Source organism: Pelagibacterium sp. (genome assembly GCF_048264985.1).
Taxonomy (GTDB): Bacteria; Pseudomonadota; Alphaproteobacteria; order Rhizobiales; family Devosiaceae; genus Pelagibacterium.
In genome coordinates this window covers 1,043,720-1,062,103 of the sequence record NZ_JBLXCL010000001.1, presented here as the reverse complement: position 1 = coordinate 1,062,103, position 18,384 = coordinate 1,043,720, and the positions used below count along the sequence as shown (strand labels likewise).

Sequence of the window (18,384 nt, the reverse complement as noted above, 5' to 3'; positions counted from 1 at the left end):
CAAAAACTTATCCGCCGTCCTTCCAGCGAATACGGTACAGGTCAAAGCGGCGGTCGCGCAGATTTCGCACTGCGCCTTGCGACCGCGCCCATTGCAACGTCGACACGTTGAGGTCCCCGACAACCACCATCTCCACGTTTTCACTTGCCTCTGCAGCGATGCCATCGCGTGCGAACGGCATATCCGATGGGGTGAAGATCGAGGAGTGCGCGTAGTTGATGTCGAGATTGTCCACATTGGCGAGGTTGCCGGTAATGCCAGAGGTTACGACGTAGCACTGGTTTTCAATGGTCCGTGCCTGGCAGCAATACTTGACGCGAAGATGCCCCTGCCGGGTGTCTGTGCAATAAGGCACGAACATGATGCGCGCACCTTGGTCAGCAAGGCGACGCGCCACCTCTGGAAACTCGCTGTCGTAGCAGATCATCACACCTATCGGGCCGCAATCGGTATCGATGACATCGACGGAGTCGCCACCGACAATGCCCCAATAGTCTCTTTCATCGGGTGTGGGATGCATCTTTTCCTGGGCGTGGACTGTGCCATCACGCAAGAAAATGTAGCAGACGTTCTGAATATCCTCGTCTTCAGTAATCGTGGGATGGGAACCGCCAATAATGTTGATGTTGTATTTGAGCGCCATCTGCTGCATGCGCTCGATGAACTGCGGCGTATATTCGGTAAGGCGCAGGATCGCTTCGTGAGGCGGCTGTTCGGGTTCGCTCGAAAGCAGCATGAGCGTAAAGAGCTCGGGGAATACAACGAAGTCCGATCCATAATCGGCAGCAACGTCCACGAAATACTGCATATGGGTAAAAAACGCGTCGGCGTCGACAAACCGGCGCGCCTCGAGCTGCACTGTTGTCACGCGAACCGTCTCACGGCTCCGCCTGTGAGCCGGACGCTGCTCATCTTCCTCGTCAAAACGCGGATTCCGCCAAACCATTAGCGCTGCATGCCCGCCCGATGCCTTATCGTCGGGGTGGTAATTGCGGAGCAGCAATTCCGGTTCAAAGCCGAGTTTCATCTGGAAACTCGCTACCGGATCCCGCACCTCCCGGTCGACAACGGCCTGAAAATACTGGCTGGCGCGCGGATAGTCCTTCTTGTTGCGCCGATAACCGGGCAGACGACCGCCAAAGGCGATACCCTTTAGCCAAAGTTCTTCGCAGAGCCGCTGCCGGGCTTCATAGAGACGGCGCCCGATACGGTTGCGCTGGCGCCCTGGATCCACGCAAACTTCGACGCCGTACAACCACTCGCCCTTGGCATTGTGCAATGAGCCATAGCCCGCACCGGTGATATTCTCCCAGGTGTGCTGTTTGAAAATCTGGCTTTCGGACAACTGCAATGTGGCTGCATAGCCAACGATATGACCGTCATAAACGGCGACGAACTGCCCTTCAGGAAAGGCGTTGATCTGCCCGCGGATCGTGCCGGGAAGATACGGCCCTTCTTCGGGATAGACCCGTTGAGTTAGCTTGATGATTGCGGGGATGTCGCGAATTTTGGCAGTCCGCACCTCAAGGAGCGGCTTGTCGGAGAGTTTTGGCACGGGGATGGGAACCTCGTTATCGGTCAAATCAACTGCTTTATGCCGGCAGCGCGTTGCCAGCTTATAACAGGACAACGCACTATCGCCACATTTGCTCCAGAGCTATTGCGTCTCTTGGGCAACCAGCGCGACCGCGCGAGCATAGAGCGCTGCTCCATCAATCCCGCTTGCAGCCGCTTCGGCGAACCAGTTGTCGATCGTCACCTGAGCTGCCGCCCGCCAGCGGGCAGTCTCCTCGGATCCGAGGGTCACGATGTTATTGCCCTTGGCCACCGCCTCATCGCGTGCGGCGATATCGTCGGCATCATTGGCAGCACCAAAACGGCCGGCCCATTCGACGCCGGAATTGGCATCGATGACGGCTTTGAGGTCATCTGGAAGCTGGTCATAACTTTCGCGGTTCATCACGAATGCAAATGTCTGAGTATAAAGGCCGTGATCACCTGAAAATTCCGTGTGGTTGGAAACGATCTCCCCGGTGCGAAGAGCAAGAGTTACCTGCCAAGGAATGGTTGCCGCATCAATCACGCCACGCGACAAGCTTTCCGGCACTTGAGGTACGGGCATCCCGATCGCCTCCGCACCCAGATCGCCCAGCATGGCCGAAATAACCCGCGAGCCACCGCGCACCTTGAGATCGGAAAGATCTTCGAGCGTTTCAATTGGCGTATTTGAGTGAAACACGCCGGGACCATGTGTATGGACAGCAATCAACTTCACATCGGCGAACTCGTCCATAGCATTTTCTTCGACAAAGCGCTGGAACGCCCGAGAAGTATCTTCGGCATTGGTGACCAGGAACGGCATTTCGAAAACTTCGGACTTTGGAAAGCGACCGGGCGTATAGCCGAGCACCGTCCAGATCAGGTCGACCACGCCATCTTGTGCCTGATCAAACAGATTAGCCGGCGCACCACCAAGGATCATGGAGGGATAATATTCAATCTCGATACGACCACCCGATTGCGCTTCGACAGTTTCGGCCCAGGGGATCAAACCCTCGCGCGGCACACTGTCGGTCATGGGCAGAAACTGGTGAAGCCTGAGCGTAAACTCTTGAGCCAGCGTAGATGAGATGAAGCCAGCGCCAAACAGCGCTGTTGTGAGCAGGGTTCTGGTGAACATGATTGTGCCCAAAATGCGCGGGACCAGCAAGGGTGCCTCTCACCCTGTGCGAGTTCGATCCCGCTCCGGGCGACATTGGTGTGGCCCGGGCACCGGTTCCCCCGGTGCCCGGCCTGATTAGCCGATCATTGGGCCGGGCTCAATCTCAGAATCTGCCCCGGATCGCCGTCGGTCACTAAATAGAGCGCGCCATCGGGCCCCTGCACCACATCACGGACGCGATGGGAGAAATCATCGCCAAACAGAAATTCGTCCCCCAGCACCTCTTCGCCGTCAAGATCGATGCGGATGAGGTCAGTCCCCGCAAGCGCGCCCATAAAGGCGTCGCCCTGCCAATCGGCAAACAGGTCGCCGTCATAGAATGCCAGTCCCGAGGGCGCCGGAGATGGCACCCAAGTACGTTCGGCTTCAACCAGATCACTTGGCAGGTCGGAAGGTGGATTGATGGGTTGGCCGGAATATTCGGTGCCTTCAGTCAGCAACGGCCACCCAAAGTTACCACCCTTTATGATTTTGTTGAGTTCGTCTCCCCCGCGCGGTCCGTGCTCGGCCACCCAAACCTCACCACTGCCCGGATGAAGCGCAGCGCCCTGCATGTTACGATGGCCATAACTCCAGATTTCTGGCAACGCGCCGTCAATGCCGACGAAGGGGTTGTCCTGTGGGACGCTGCCATCGGGCATGATGCGGATGACCTTGCCGAGATGGGAACCCAAATCCTGCGCCTGAACCCGGAACTGCGCATCGGAGCGCTCTCCTGTGGTGATGAACAGATACCCATCATTGTCGAATGTCAGCCTTGAGCCGAAATGCAGCGTAGAAGGCAATTTGGGCTGCTGGGAAAAGATCACATCGACATCCGTTATCTCCGACATATCCTCGCCCAAAACACCCCTGGCTACGGCAGTAGAGTTGGTGCCGGGTTCATTTCCAGCCTCTGCGTAACTAACATAAACATAGCCGTTTGATGCAAAATCGGGATCAATAGCCACATCGAGCAAGCCGCCTTGTCCCTCGAACACAACATCGGGCACTCCGGCAATCGGGTCTGAAATAGTTCCATCCGAGCGAATGTGCCGAAGATTGCCTGAGCGCTCGGTTACCAGCATGGTGTCGTCGGGCAAGAACACCATACCCCAGGGAAACTGCAGCCCTTCAACGACCGGGGTAAGCGTTACGGCACCTGACTCTGTCTCATAGTCTTGGGCAAGAGCTGGCGACACGAGTGTCGTTGAACACAACAGGGCGATTAGAGTCTTGGATGACATGGGCACACCTTCGGCCAGATGAATTGGACAAACGTTTAATGTTAAATGCAAACTTGTCTGCAACATTTTGGTTCGATCACGATGAATTCAGATCCGGATTAAGTCCGCGACTACGCCGGATATAAACAATATTTTCTCAACACTTTTCTGGCAGGGTTTTCGGCTTCTAATTGATTGTTGGTCCTTATGAAAATTTTAAATTCCAGTTTTTTAGCGCTTTCGGCTCTGATTATTTCAGCCCCGGCTTCATCACAAACTCTGACCCCCGGCGTCTTCCCCGGCGCTGATGTTGTCGCAATCGAGAGCGGTCGACTTGAAGCTGCACTTGCGGCGCTGCCGGCGCAGATCGAAGACACCATGGAGCGCTCGAATGTGCCCGGCATCGCTGTCGCCGTCGTTCACGAGGGCGAGGTTGTTTACGCCCAAGGGTTCGGCGTCCGCGAAGTCGGCACTGATGAAGCGATCACGCCAGAAACCGTCTTCATGGCGGCATCGCTGTCCAAATCCGTTTCTGCAACCATTGCGGCGATCGCTGTAGCAAACGATCAGATCTCGTGGGACGACATTGCCAGCGAGCACCTGCCCATGCTGCGGTTGAGCGACACTTACATCGCGGACAATGCGACGATCGGCGACTTTTTCGCGCATCGCACCGGCCTGCCGCACGCTGCAGGGGACAATCTCGAAGATCTCGGATTTGATCGCGCTTCAATTATTGAGCGCCTTGTCCAACTCGATCTGAACCGGTTTCGGCGTGACTATGCTTATGCCAATTTCGGAACGACCATCGGTGGCGAGGCCGTCGCCGCCGCGGCGGGATTGGCGTGGGAAGATCTTGCTCAGGCTTCCCTTTTCGAGCCGCTTGGAATGAATAGCTCCAGCTACCGGAATTCAGACTATCGCGCGGCGGAAAACCGCGCCGTACTTCACGCTATGGACACTGGTGAGCCTCAAGCATTGTTCGAGCGCGATCCCGACCAGCAGGCACCTGCCGGGGGCTTGTCATCGAACGTTCTCGACATGGCCAATTGGCTCAACCTGGTTTTGAAGCAAGGGACAGTTGCAGAAACAGAACTGTATGCGCCTGGCGACATGCTGCCGGCGATCCAGCCGCAGATTGTCGGCTCACCCAGCCCTATGGCCGGCGGCCGGACGGATGCGTATGGGTATGGCTTTAACGTCGGCGTCACACCGACCGGTCGCGTGATGCTTTCGCACTCGGGAGCGTTCGTGCTTGGTGCGGCCACGCGGTTTGTTATGCTACCGGGCGACGAACTCGGAATCGTGGTCCTGACCAATGCTGCCCCGGTCGGCGCTGCCGAAGCCATTGCTGCCGACTTTATCGACCACTACCAGTTTGGAGAAGCTTCGCGCGATTGGTACGAAGGGTTCAACGGCCTTATGGCGAATTACTTGACACCGGTCGGCAACCTGGTTGGTTTGCCTGAACCTCAGGACACGCCCGATATTGCTGACGCTGCTGCCTATACAGGCGTGTATGAAAACAGCTACTTCGGACCTCTGACAATCGCCGAAAGCGCCGATGGACTGGTTGCCGAGCTCGGTCCAGTGCCGATGCGCTTTCCGCTGGCTCCATGGTCAGAGGACGTCTTTGCCATCTCACCACGTAATGAAAACGCACCAGCGGATTCGCGTTCGTCGGTCACCTTCAGCGAAGACGCCGACGGCAACCGCACAGTGCGCATTGACTATCTCGATGGTGAGGGGCTCGCAACCTGGACCCAGGCTCAGTAGCCCGAGCCACCGCCGGTTCCGAACCACTTCTCGTAATCGGACACCAGCAGGTGGACAGGATCTACATCTTCCTCGATCTCGGAGAATCTGCCGATTGGATCGAGGAAGGTGTTGTCTGTGCGGTCATCATTGACGGTTGACACTTCACCGATCAAAACATCCCCACCTTCTCCCCAGAATTTGTGCCAATTGCCAGGCAGGAGCGTAACGCTTTCGCCTGGCGACAACTCGAGAATGCCGCCCGCTGGCAGCTTACGGCGCAGTCCATCGGTGAGCACGACAACCTCCCCGGAGGTATCGATACCCTCGCCCGTTCCGTCGTCATTGTAGAGCTGGAGCGCCAGTGTGGCCCCGCCGCGATTGATAATGTCCTCGGCTTTGATCGTGTGCCTGTGCATGGGTGAAATCTGATCATGACGCGAAATCATGATCTTTTCGGCATAGAGCATGCCATGGCCTTTGCCCAAATCTGCAGCGTCGCCGTTGCGGACGGTAAACAGAAACAGGCCCAACGCGTCAAAATCGCCCTGCCCATAATCGGTCACGTCCCAGCCAAGGCCCGACCGCAAGATCGTCTCTATATCGTCCCTTTTTTCCTTCATCTCGGACGGCGTCCAATAGGCAAAGGGCGGCAGGATGTAGCCGAACGACCGGATAAATTCATCCGCTTCGGAAATGATCTCATTAACGCGGGAACGCTTCATCCCGTGAACTCCATGACTCAATATGTTTCCGCCAAATGGCTGATCCGCAAACTGTTTTGGAGATCGTTAAGGCTCGGCGTCGCACCCCTGCGGGGCGCGAAGCTAAGCGTTGCCGGGCGCCCCGGCAAGAGGGTGATACAATTGTCCGAAAAATATCCAATGGGATCGACTTGCACAGTGACAAAGAAGGCACAGGCGTCTGTTTGCAACGTCAATTCAGGACCGTTTTTTCCCTGAGTCCAAATTGCGCTTACATTGGCAGCCGGAAGATCGTAATATTTGTGCGCGCGGGGCATAAAGTCGTTTTGTCCAAGCAAACGGTCGTTTTCATCCCGCCATTCGAACGTCAGAAATGCTCCGTTCCCAATCGCTTCTTTCCGCACGCGAACAAGTTCAGATGCAGATTCAAGTCCGAGCATAAAATCTTTTTTATGCAAGGACTTAGCAACGCCTCCCATGTCCACGGCGAACACATCAAGCGCAATATTGGCCGGCTTCGGTCCGTCATTTACGCCCTTGATGACGATATCGTCTCCATCGGGCACCGCGACAACGTTGATGGGAGCGAAGAAACGCCTGGCAAGATAGTGCAGCAGTTTCCACTGTCCGCCGTAGTCAAGACTCGACCAGCTTGCGACCGGCCATGTGTCGTTGACTTGCCAGTATAACGTGCCCATGCAGCGCGGCTTGGTCGACCGCCAAAATTCGATTGCAGTCTTTATCGCCAGCCCCTGCTGGATCTGGGACAAAAACACCATCTCCTCAAACCCCTTTGGAAAGCGGAAATAGCGGCACATCGTTTCGAGAATGCGGGCGTTGCCGCCCTCGTTGCGCTGGTGGGTTTCCATGACCGGCGAGGAGGGATTACGGTCATGGGCCTCAGTAAAACTCTCGATCACGTCCATTGATGTGAACGACTGAAATCCAAATTCAGAAGCGAAGCGCGGCTGAACAGTTCGATAGTGCTCGAAAGGTCTTGCCGAGTGCCATACGTCCCAGAAATGCATGTCGCCGCGCGTATCGATATGCCAGCCATCGGCAAAATCCATATAGCCTAAAGAGGGGGACGATGGCCAAAAGCGGCGCTCGGGATCCTCATCTTCGACGATATCGGCGAGGAGTTTGGACAATCGATCATAATTGGCCAGATGCCGGTCTCGGTTGGCGCGGGTTTCGGGATACCAGTTTAGAGAACCGATGACCTCGTTGTCCCCACACCAAAGGGCAATACAAGCATGATGGGACAGGCGCCTGACCTGCTGGGTAATCTCGGTTTGAACATCATCAAGAAATGCCCTGTCGGACGGGTAGGGCATGCACGAAAACATGAAGTCGTGCCAGACGAGCAACCCCATCTCGTCGCAGAGTTCATAGAACCAGTCCGGCTCGTACTGCCCCCCGCCCCATACGCGGAGCATATTGTAATTTGCGGCTTTGGCGCTTTGCAGCAGGTCTTCGACAGTTTCCTGGGTAATGCGCGATGGGATGGCATCGGCCGGTATCCAGTTGGCGCCCATCATCGTGATGTCGCGGCCATTGATGCGGCATTTGAAGCTGTGGTCGATCTCGTCCTTTTCCACGATCCATTCAAGCTTGCGCAACCCGATCTTGCGGGACGTTTGCTCGCCGTCCAGATCGGTCAAAAGGTCATAGAGCGACTGGCTACCCTGCCCTGCAGGCCACCATAGGTCCGGACTGTGGATTGACACTGTGTGCTCGATGAGGTTTTCGCCAGCGCGAACAGCGACGCTGCCGCCAACGACCTGTCCGTCAATCTTATGGGTTAGAGAAACCTCTCCGGAATCAAAGGCATGGATCCTGGTTCTGATCTTTAGATTCACCTTGCCGTCTTCGTGATATTGGTCGATTTGCACGCTCTCGGTGCGCGCCAGTGGGGTCCGACGCAACACCATCGTCCCGTAAACCCCAATCGGCATAAGGCAGATCCCCCAATCCCATCCGGCGTGGCAGGCCGTCTTGCGTACAAAATTGAGATGCGCGACCTTCTGATTCATTGCCGCATAGGGGATGGAAAAGGGGTGCGCATCAGCCCGCGCTTTTGCGACGTCCGGAACCGTAGCAAAGGCGATGGTGAGCGTGTTTTCGCCCTCCAATATTTTTCCAGTGACGTCGATATCGTAGCGGATAAATTGGTTCTGAGTTTCGGCGATCATTTCCCCGTTCAGGAAGACGCTGGCGATGCAGTCGACCTCAGACAACGTCAGCGTTAGATACCGATCGGTCATGTCCGCCGGAACAACAAACAGGCGCTCGAGCGTCCATGGAGTCTTGTAGACCCATGCGACAACATCCTCGTTTTGTCCGAAATAGGGATCAGGGATCTCGCCTGCTTCGAGCAACGCGGTATGAACATCGCCGGGAAGATTCATGGCGCCGGACCAGCCGCGCTCCGGTGCTGACAAGGAAAAGCGGCCGCCGAGCTCATACACTTTGTAATCGATTACGTCTTTCGATGCAGAGCGTGCTTGATCCATGACATTTCTCCTCCTAGGGCGTTCCGGGACTTGGCAGGTCGTGTACCGCCTTCTACTTTAGTTCGATGCCTGCCGAAAAGTGAAAACAGGCACAAGGAGCATCGCGCCGTGGCACACGATCCCAACGACAGCCCCCATCTCCCAATGCTGCCGCCAACTTATCCAGTGATGTTTCTCGTTGGCGCCATCGCGTGCGAGTTCGTCGTCCCGCTGCAGTTTCTCCAGCAACCGGCCTTGATGTCATGGTCAAGCCTTGTGGCACTGGTCTTGGTCACTTGTGGATTGAGCCTGGCAGTGTGGTCGGCCTTCACATTCAAGGTTGCAGGCACGCATGTGGAACCCATGCTGCCCACACTCAAGATCGTCACTGACGGGCCTTACCGGATCTCCCGCAACCCGATCTACCTGGGATTTCTTCTGATCTTTGGCGGCGTCTCTATCGGATTTTCACTGGAATGGGGACTGGTTGCTGTACCAATCCTCTTGTTCGTTCTCGACCGTGTGGTGGTGCAGCGCGAAGAAGCCTATCTCACCCGCAAATTCGGCGCCGAGTACACCGATTTTCTCGCCAGAACCCGCCGATGGATATGAAGGTTGCAGCTTATTGGGCAGCTTCTTCGTCGTTGAGGTTTAGGAACCCGCCTGATTGGCGCTCCCATAGCCTGGCATAATGTCCACCCCGCGCAAGCAGAGCGTCATGGGTGCCCTCTTCAACAATGCGGCCGTGATCGAGGATAACAAGGCGGTCCATGGCGGCGATGGTTGAAAGTCGGTGCGCAATGGCGATGACCGTCTTGCCATCCATAAGCTTGTCGAGCTGGCTCTGGATCGCAGCCTCGACCTCGCTATCAAGGGCTGAAGTGGCTTCATCGAGTACGAGAATTGGCGCATCCTTGAGCAGAACCCGGGCGATGGCAACACGCTGTCGCTGGCCGCCCGAAAGCTTGACCCCGCGCTCGCCCACCTGAGCGTCGTAGGCTGTGCGGCCACGACTATCTTTGAGATCCATGATGAAGTCGTGGGCCTCGGCACTTTTTGCTGCAGCAATCATTTCCGCTTCGGTCGCGCCCGCCTTGCCGAACAGAATGTTGGCCTTGACCGATCGATGCAGTAATGCCGTGTCCTGGGTGACAACGCCAATGTTGGCGCGCAGGGATTCCTGGGAAACTTTCGAGATGTCCTGCCCATCGATGGAGATGCTACCACTCTCGAGATCGTAGAAGCGCAGCAGCAAATTGACGAGGGTGGATTTACCGGCTCCGGAATGTCCCACCAACCCGATTTTTTCGCCAGGCCGAACGCTGAGATCAACCCCCTCGATGATACCCTTGTCGCGCCCATAGTGAAACTTGACGTTGTCGAACTTGATACCGGCGCCTTCGACTTTGATGGGCTTGGCGTCGGGGGCATCGGTCAGCTCGAGCGGTCGTGCAATCGTTTCCATGGCATTCTGGGCAACACCGAAATGGCGCATCATGCCATTGAGCTGCCCCATCAGCCGCCCTTGCATCATATTAAGCCGCAATACCAGGCTGAGGGTGAAGGCAATGGCGCCGACTGTGATGGCATTGGTGGTCCAGAGCTGGATAGCCAGCATGCCGAACGCGATAATCATCACAGTGCTGAGGAGCCCCATCGACGCCCGCATTCCCGTGACCAAACGCGCCAGCCGGGTCGCGGACTCGAGAAACCGTTCAAAGCCACGTTTCACATATGTATCGTTGTCCTCAGCATTCCCGAAGAGGCGCAATGTCTGAACGTTAGCGAAGCTGTCAGTGATGCGCCCGTTCAGCACAGAGGCATTTTCAGCATTCTCTGCGGCGCGGCTGCGCATGCGGGGCACGTAGTAGCGCGCCATCAGCAGAATGGTCGCAATCCAGATCACAACCAACGCAGCCATGCGCCAGTCGAGCTGCGCAAAAAGGAAAATCGTCGTGCCGGCAAAAATCGTCAATGCCCAGCCGATCTGAATAACGCTGGAGACGAAATCGTTGAGCGACTGGGCGGCCTGAGATACTTTTGTAACCAGCCGCCCCGCAAAATCATCGTTGAAGAACCGGATCGATTGGCGCGAAACATATGCGTAGGTCTGCCAGCGCACCATGGTATTGAAGCCGCGACCTATCGTTTGCTCTTCAACGAGCGCCTGCAACACAGGTGCAGCGAAACGCCCCACAACCACGACCACCAGCATGAGCGTAAGTTCGGTGCCATGCGTCGAGATTAGCCCGGACCAGCCCCCCGCAGAGTCTGTGCTCTCCAGGAGGTCGATGAGCCGCCCCATATAGAAAAAGAACAACGCCTCGAACAGCGACGTCAGGCCCGTAAAAAGCAGGACAGCAAGGTAAGGAGCCTTGGCCTGACGAATGTAGTACCAGAGGAACGCCCATATGGTGTCAGGCGGCTGGATGTCACCTTCATGCTCGAAGGGCTTGATCCATGTCTCAAATATTTTCGAGATTCGGGCAGGAAGGCTGAGGGTCTCTTGCGTCATGCACAATTAAATGGTGCCGACAGCAAATTATGTCAAGATATATCTTAGACACAATCTTCCATCGCCGCCAGCCTCCCCTTGTTCTGCGTTACTGTGCAGCGACCTCCTCAGCGTCCGCGTCGATAAAACCGCCAGACTGACGTGCCCATAGCCGGGCATAGGTGCCACCCGTTTCAACAAGCTCGGCGTGCGTGCCTTGTTCCACAACCCTACCCTCTTCGAGCACAACAAGCCTGTCCATGGCCGCAATCGTCGAGAGACGGTGGGCGATAGCAATGACGGTCTTGCCCTCCATCAGCATGTCGAGCTGACCCTGAATAGCTGCCTCAACCTCGGAGTCGAGCGCCGATGTGGCCTCGTCGAGCACGAGGATCGGAGCGTCCTTGAGTAAAACGCGGGCGATCGCGATGCGCTGGCGCTGACCGCCGGACAGCTTCACCCCACGCTCGCCCACATGGGCATCATAGCCTGTGCGGCCCTTGGCATCGACCAAGGTCAGGATGAAATCATGGGCTTCTGCTTGACGCGCGGCAGCGACCATTTCCTCATCGCTGGCGTCGGGCCGTCCATATTTGATGTTGTCGGCAACCGAACGATGCAAGAGCGATGTGTCCTGAGTGACGACACCAATGTTTGCCCGCAGCGAATCCTGAGCCACCGATGCCACGTCAGTGCCGTCGATCAGCACATGCCCGCTCTGGCGGTCATAGAAGCGCAAGAGAAGGTTGACGATCGTCGACTTGCCAGCCCCTGAACGCCCCACAAGACCAATCTTTTCCCCTGCCCGGATGTTCAAGTTCAGCCCTTCGATGACCTTTGAGGTCGTATCGTCGCCCTTCTTGCCATAGTTGAAGGCAACCTCGTCGAAAGCAATATCGCCCTTCACCCTACCCAGACGCGGCGCCTCCGGTTCATCAGCGACGATTGAGGGCAGTGACAGCGAATTGATCCCATCGCGCACGGTGCCAATGTTTTCAAACAGCGCAGACATTTCCCACATGATCCACTGGCTCATCCCCTGGAACCGCAGCACAATGGCAGCCGCCGCCGCAACAGCACCGGCGCTCACCATGTCGCCCAGCCAGAGCCAGATACCAACGAAACCCACTGCAAACAGCAGCAGCCCATTGAGAATGGTGATGGCCTGATTGAGGATCGTCACATAGCGCATTTGCCCATGAACGGTCTTGAGAAACTCGTCCATAGCCTCCTGAGCATATGTTTCCTCACGGCTTGAGTGTGAGAACAGTTTGACAGTCGCGATGTTGGTATAGCTGTCAACGATGCGGCCGGTCATCATCGAGCGGGCGTCCGCCTGAAGCTCTGAGATCTTACCCAGCTTGGGCACATAATGACGCAGCAGAAGGGCATAAGCGACAACCCAGACAATAAAGGGAAGCGCCAGCCACACGTTGTTCATGGCTGCCAGCACGACAGCGCCGATAAAATACACGATGACATAGTTCAAGACATCGAGCAGCTTCATCACAGTTTCGCGGACCGCCAATGCCGTCTGCATCACCTTTGTCGCGATACGACCGGCAAACTCGTCCTGGAAATAGCTCATGGACTGACGGATCAGATAGCGGTGTGCCATCCAGCGGATGCGCTGGGGGAAATTGCCCAGCAGCGTTTGGTGAATAATCAGGTTCGAGACAAGCACCAGCGCGGGCACGACCAGCAGCACGAACAGGCTCATCCAGAACAGCATTGGCCCTTCATCGGCAAGGAAGGTCTCCTTGTCCGCAGTTGAAAGCCAATCGATTACATTGCCCAAGAACCCGAACAGGGCGATCTCGGCCAGAGCAACGAGCGTGGACAACACTGCCATCGCGATCAAGGGCAGCTTTACGCCATCCATATAGTGCAGACAGAAAGCCAGCAGCGTCTTTGGCGGCTGAGCGGGCGCTTCCGGCGGGTAAGGATTGAGCAGTTTTTCAAACCAGAGAAACATCGGACAACCAAACGGGAAGAGATCCGGCATCACCGTTCGCACCTTCCCACATGCGCGAACGGAAATAGAGGCTAATAATTTAACAAGAGAAAACTTGATAAATTTATTTCGACATTCAGTCAAGCACGGGCGCTTCAGCAAGGACGTTGAAACACCCGCGAATCCGACAGCAAAATTTGCGCCGACCAAGAAGAGAAAGATAGCAGCCTTGGGGACGAGTCGCATGTACCTTCGATGACATTGAGCGCCCTCACACATATCCTTAACAAAGTGGAAATATTTTTCTCGACGCTAAGTGACTCTACCGACTCGACAATTTCAAGGTTCGCCGAGAGCGGCAAAAAATGCCTATGGACAAGAGTCATGCAACTGATTCAAAGTCTTAGCATCACGAAATTGATTGGGGCAGCCGCAGATATGCGGTTGATCGGGCATGGGTTCGGCGGAGACATCCGGCGTCAGCGATACGGGATTCGGAGGCGAAAGCATCCTGCAGCGTATCATTGCGACAAGCAATCTTCCGGCTCCTGTTGTCCTCGCCCTCATCGCCGCTGTTGTTTCCGCCGGCTTTTTCGTAGGCAATGACGCTCTCCGATCGCAAGCTGCACTCGAAGACAGAGTCCAACTGGTTGCAGCTCTTGCCGCTGCGCAGATCGAGCCCGGCCAGTTTTCGACCCAGCCCGCCAGCGCACCTGTCGTCTCGCCGGCACTGCCCGAAGGCACCGATATTGCTATCCTCTCGCGTAGCGGCAATGTGCTGTTCAGTTCGGCACCCGAAATTACCGGGATCGATGTACCGTTCTCACTGCCGACCGAAAGTTACATCCATACGATAACGCCGCTGCCCGCTGGCACCGAACATGTCGCAGTGTTCATGCCGCGACTATCAATTCTCGAAGACCTTGCCTGGAGGCATGGCTGGCTATTGGCCGCTTTGGCCCTGGGGATCATGCTGACGTTCAATGCTCGGAAACCAGCTTTGCGCGGGTCCTCGATGCTTCCGGCAATCGAAGCAGTTCCTTATGGTTTGGCACACTGGTCCGAAAATGGCCAACTGGTTTGCACCAATTCCGCCTTCGCCCGCCTCCTTCGGCTCGACACAGACGAAACGTCGCCCGGCACACTCTATTCAAAGATCAGCGAAGCGATCTCCGGCAAGATTTCAACCCGCCCTGTCCTCGATGCCAAGCGTCAGCGCGTTGTTGAAGTGGCGCGCGAAGACGGTACGGTCTTGATGCTCGATGACCGTCCCTGCCCTGCCGGTGGATTTGTCACAATTGTCACCGACATTACAGAGCGCAAGGCCGCAGACCACCTTCTCGCCTCGATCCGCGAAGAGCAACGCCTTCTTGCCAGGCGCTACCACGAAGAAAAGATCAAAGCTGAAGCATCTAGCCGGGCAAAGACCAGCTTTCTGGCCCATCTCTCACACGAGATTCGCACCCCCCTCAATCACATCATAGGTTTTGCTGACATGATCCGGATGGAAACGTTTGGGCCGTTGGGCGATGCCAAGTACAATTCCTATGTCGCAGACATAAAATGCGCCGGCGAAAACCTTCTGACCTCTTTCGCCGAAATCCTCGAATTCTCCGAACTCGAAGGTGGACGCAAAACGCTGAAGAAGGATCCCATCGCAATCGACGATCTGATGTCGGGCTGCGCCAAAAGGTTTGCGAGCCAGGCCAGCAAGGCCGGAATTAGGCTCGATGTCGCGCGGCAAACAAAGGGCTGGCTTTCGGCGGACCGAGATTATCTCGACCGCATGATGGGCAATCTTATTGAGAATGCGCTTCGCTTTACGCCATCTGGCGGCATGATCCGCGTAGCAGCTTGGCCGGCCGAAAGCGGCGTCGTACTCGAAGTGACCGACACGGGAATCGGCATGTCCAAAGACCAGATGAGCAAACTCTCCCAACCTTTCGTACTTCCTGACGCCGCATTCGCGCGGGACCATAACGGAATAGGGCTCGGCATCGCTTTGGCGCGTGCCATTGCCGAACAAAGTGGCGGGCGGCTGGCTATCGATTCACTCGAAGGTATCGGAACGACCGTCGCCATATCGTTGCCACTTACCCCTGCGGGCGAAGGCCACCTACCCTCTTCGATCAGCGTCGCCCAGGCAGCCTAGCCCCGCATTTTCGCATAGAATTGAGCTGCCGCGTCGCTGACCTCGGCCCGCATTGCGCCAATGTCGGCTTCCAGACGCGAAAAGTCAGGATAATTTGCGCGACGCGCTACAAGCTCACGGAACGCAGGGGTCCAACCATCGTCTTTGAGTGGATCGACAAGGCAAGCGCTCATCAACTGCAGAATCGTCGTGTAAATCGTTTGGATTTCGGCCAAGCGCTCGCCCTGCGCCAGTATCCCTGTTTCAGAAAGCCGAACCAGGACTTTGGCTGGTGGCGCCTGTGGCGTGTCCAGCAGTGCCCCTTCGAGCAGTTGCGCCGTCTGAGCTATGAATTCGAGATCGACCAATCCGCCGTCATGGAGTTTGAGGTCGAACGGGTGACGGGGCGGTCTTTCCTTGGCCATAAGGGCGCGCATTTCGAGCACGTCGTCAACGACCTTGGAGCGTTCCCTTGGTAACGCCAGGATTCGACCAATCTCGGCCTCAACGGTTTTGGCGAGACCGTGATCACTGATCGCCACACGGGCGCGGGTCAGCGCAAGGTGTTCCCAGGTCCAGGCTTCATCACTCTGGTAGGAGCGAAAACGTTTGAGGCTCGTGGCCAGCGGGCCTGAATTGCCGGACGGCCGTAACCGCATGTCAGCCTCATACAGCACCCCCTCCGCTGTGGGCGCTGAAATGGCAGCCACCAGTCGCTGAGTCAGGCGCGTAAAATAGGTGGCGACATCCAGCTCGCGCTCGCCATCCGACCCTTTTGTGCCCTCGGGCACATCATAGAGCAGGATGAAATCAAGATCCGACGTGAGGGTCATTTCCCGGCTTGCCATCTTGCCGAACCCCAACAATCCCACTCGTGCGCCGGGGATCGTTCCATGCCGCTGCGCAAAATTTTCGCGTACTGCTGTGAACAGACGCGCCAGCAGTGTTTCAGCCAAGGCTGTGAACTGACGTCCCGCCTGCTGGGCCGATAGTGCGCCACCAACCAGGCCCGCAGCGATGAGGAATTTCTGTTCCTGGCCGATGATGCGCGCACGATCGATCAAATCCTCAAAACTGCGCGCCTCGGACAAAAACGCATCCACGCTTGCAACAAGCGTTTCCGATGTCGCGACATCGCCCGCAAACGAGGGATCGATCAGCCCGTCGACCACGTGTGCGCGATGGATCACGGCTTCAGCGAGCCTTGGCGCCGAAGACATGAAATCGAGCAGGAGTTGGCGTAAGTGAGCATGATTGCGCAGCAGCGCAAACATCTGCACGCCCGCCGGCAAGCGCATCAGAAAATCGTTGAACCGAGTAAAAGCGATATCGGCATTTCCGCTATCGGCAAACGTCTTGAGCAGGCCTGGAATCAATTCGGTCAAATGCTCGCGTGCTTTCGCGGCTCGGGTCGCAGCATATCCGCCATAATGCCATTTTCGAATTGTTGCAGACACTGCGGCAGGATCCGAGAACCCCAGTTTTTCCAGGGTTTCCAACGTGTCGGGATCATCGTCCGATCCCGTAAATACCAGATTTCCAAGATCGCCCGAAAGGCTTTCCCCTTCGGAGAACAGCTCGGCGTAATAGTCCGACACCCGCGCCAGCGCCGCGCGATAGTCAGCCTCGAAGTCTTCGCGCGTGCGATACCCCATCAACAAGGCGATCTCGGCAACCCCGTCATCGGTCTCCGGCATCACGTGGGTCTGCTCGTCGCGCAGCATCTGAAGACGATTTTCCACGGCACGCAAAAACCAATAGGTTTCCTCAAGGTCGCGGGCAGCCTCGTCACTTATCCACTTACCTTCGACAAGGGCAGCAAGAGCCTGGACGGTGGGGCGCACACGGAGGTCAGGATCACGACCGCCAGCGATCAGTTGCTGAGTTTGCACGAAAAACTCGATCTCGCGGATGCCGCCGCGACCAAGTTTAACGTTGTGCCCAAGCACACGCTGTTCGCCAACTTTGCGATGGATGTTGATTTGGCGCTTCATGGCCTGAATATCCGCGATCATCGCGAAATCGAGATGTTTGCGCCAAATGAAGGGGGCCAGCTCCTTCAGAAATTGAGCACCCACTCCCAGATCTCCGGCACATGGGCGCGCCTTGATCCAAGCCGCGCGCTCCCAGTTCTGGCCCCGTGCTTCATAATAGCCTAGCGCCGCGTCAAACGAGATTGCCACCGGGGTTGAACCGGGGTCCGGACGCAGTCGCACATCTGTGCGAAACACGTATCCGTCGCCGGTGCGATCCTGCATGATCGAAACCAGCCTGCGAATAATCCGCACATAGAATTTGTTGTAATCGGCACCCTCGGGCAACACCGAAATCAGGGGGTCGTAAAAGGCAACGATGTCAATGTCCGATGAATAGTTCAGCTCCTGACCACCATGTTTGCCCAATGCGAATATCGCCAGGCCCGAGTTTGCTGCGCGCAAATCTTCATCAAGATTGGCCAATTTGCCTTCGCGCCCTGCCTCCGCCATGAGGAAATCGAGAGCCGCTTCAAGCGCCGCATCAGCGAGGTCCGACATGCAACGCGTCGTCTCGCGCGCCGTCCACACAGCGCCGATTTCAGCAATCGCTGATAATAGAGCCCCGCGGGCCTTGCCGATCCGCAGGCTGCGAGACAGTTCAACCTCTGTGTCGCAACCACCAGAAGCTTGCATGTCCGCGATCAGGTCGACGAAAGCAGTTTCCGGGTCTGCCAGCAACGCACCGGCAAACCATTTGGCGTGCCGCACAGCCAGGTCGCGCAGATAGGGCGCCGTGGCAAAGATCGGGACCAATGCATGCGAAGCTGCCTCGACAGCTTCGCGTTCAGCATCGTTCAACTCACCAAACAGCTCGACCGGCAAGATACCATCCGGTGCGTTGTCAAGAGCGCCCAATCTCTTCCACAAGGCCGTCATGACAATACCGCC

The 18,384-nt window shown here is 56.6% G+C and carries 11 protein-coding genes; 3 read left to right on the top strand and 8 right to left on the bottom strand.

Annotated features, from left to right (window positions below; genetic code table 11):
• Positions 1-7 precede the first annotated feature (7 nt).
• From ACN0TA_RS05250 to ACN0TA_RS05240, 3 genes are all read right to left on the bottom strand, one after another.
• On the bottom strand, positions 8-1,582 hold the full coding sequence (locus ACN0TA_RS05250) for a GNAT family N-acetyltransferase (protein WP_417580515.1): 1,575 nt from the start codon (positions 1,580-1,582) through the stop codon (positions 8-10).
• A gap of 75 nt (positions 1,583-1,657) precedes the next feature.
• The gene (locus ACN0TA_RS05245; RefSeq protein ID WP_417580513.1) at positions 1,658-2,680 is read right to left on the bottom strand and encodes a TRAP transporter substrate-binding protein; all 1,023 of its coding nucleotides are present in this window, start codon (positions 2,678-2,680) and stop codon (positions 1,658-1,660) included.
• A 125-nt stretch (positions 2,681-2,805) separates the two neighbouring features.
• Positions 2,806-3,948, bottom strand: coding sequence for a PQQ-dependent sugar dehydrogenase (locus ACN0TA_RS05240; protein WP_417580511.1), 1,143 nt, complete (start codon positions 3,946-3,948; stop codon positions 2,806-2,808).
• Between the two features lie 186 nt (positions 3,949-4,134).
• Here ACN0TA_RS05240 and ACN0TA_RS05235 point away from each other — a divergent pair, with 186 nt between their 5' ends.
• Complete coding sequence (locus ACN0TA_RS05235; RefSeq protein WP_417580509.1) at positions 4,135-5,703, top strand: serine hydrolase; 1,569 nt, start codon at positions 4,135-4,137, stop codon at positions 5,701-5,703.
• Here ACN0TA_RS05235 and ACN0TA_RS05230 read toward each other — a convergent pair.
• Together ACN0TA_RS05230 and ACN0TA_RS05225 are read right to left on the bottom strand one after the other, a co-directional pair.
• On the bottom strand, positions 5,697-6,407 hold the full coding sequence (locus tag ACN0TA_RS05230; protein ID WP_417580507.1) for a D-lyxose/D-mannose family sugar isomerase: 711 nt from the start codon (positions 6,405-6,407) through the stop codon (positions 5,697-5,699). The two genes, ACN0TA_RS05235 and ACN0TA_RS05230, sit on opposite strands and share 7 nt — an antisense overlap.
• A 17-nt stretch (positions 6,408-6,424) precedes the next feature.
• On the bottom strand, positions 6,425-8,902 hold the full coding sequence (locus ACN0TA_RS05225; protein ID WP_417580505.1) for a beta-mannosidase: 2,478 nt from the start codon (positions 8,900-8,902) through the stop codon (positions 6,425-6,427).
• A gap of 108 nt (positions 8,903-9,010) precedes the next feature.
• On the opposite strand from ACN0TA_RS05225, the gene ACN0TA_RS05220 reads away from it, so the two are divergent.
• The gene (locus tag ACN0TA_RS05220) at positions 9,011-9,493 is read left to right on the top strand and encodes a methyltransferase family protein (protein WP_417580503.1); all 483 of its coding nucleotides are present in this window, start codon (positions 9,011-9,013) and stop codon (positions 9,491-9,493) included.
• Between the two features lie 10 nt (positions 9,494-9,503).
• Here the strand turns inward: ACN0TA_RS05220 and ACN0TA_RS05215 are convergent, their stop codons facing one another.
• Together ACN0TA_RS05215 and ACN0TA_RS05210 are read right to left on the bottom strand one after the other, a co-directional pair.
• Complete coding sequence (locus tag ACN0TA_RS05215; protein ID WP_417580501.1) at positions 9,504-11,396, bottom strand: ABC transporter ATP-binding protein; 1,893 nt, start codon at positions 11,394-11,396, stop codon at positions 9,504-9,506.
• A gap of 88 nt (positions 11,397-11,484) precedes the next feature.
• Complete coding sequence (locus tag ACN0TA_RS05210) at positions 11,485-13,350, bottom strand: ABC transporter ATP-binding protein (RefSeq protein ID WP_417580499.1); 1,866 nt, start codon at positions 13,348-13,350, stop codon at positions 11,485-11,487.
• Between the two features lie 433 nt (positions 13,351-13,783).
• Between ACN0TA_RS05210 and ACN0TA_RS05205 the strand changes: the two genes are divergently transcribed.
• On the top strand, positions 13,784-15,481 hold the full coding sequence (locus ACN0TA_RS05205) for an ATP-binding protein (RefSeq protein WP_417580497.1): 1,698 nt from the start codon (positions 13,784-13,786) through the stop codon (positions 15,479-15,481).
• On the opposite strand, the gene ACN0TA_RS05200 is transcribed toward ACN0TA_RS05205, so the two are convergent.
• On the bottom strand, positions 15,478-18,372 hold the full coding sequence (locus tag ACN0TA_RS05200; protein WP_417580495.1) for a bifunctional [glutamine synthetase] adenylyltransferase/[glutamine synthetase]-adenylyl-L-tyrosine phosphorylase: 2,895 nt from the start codon (positions 18,370-18,372) through the stop codon (positions 15,478-15,480). The two genes, ACN0TA_RS05205 and ACN0TA_RS05200, sit on opposite strands and share 4 nt — an antisense overlap.
• Positions 18,373-18,384: the final 12 nt, after the last annotated feature.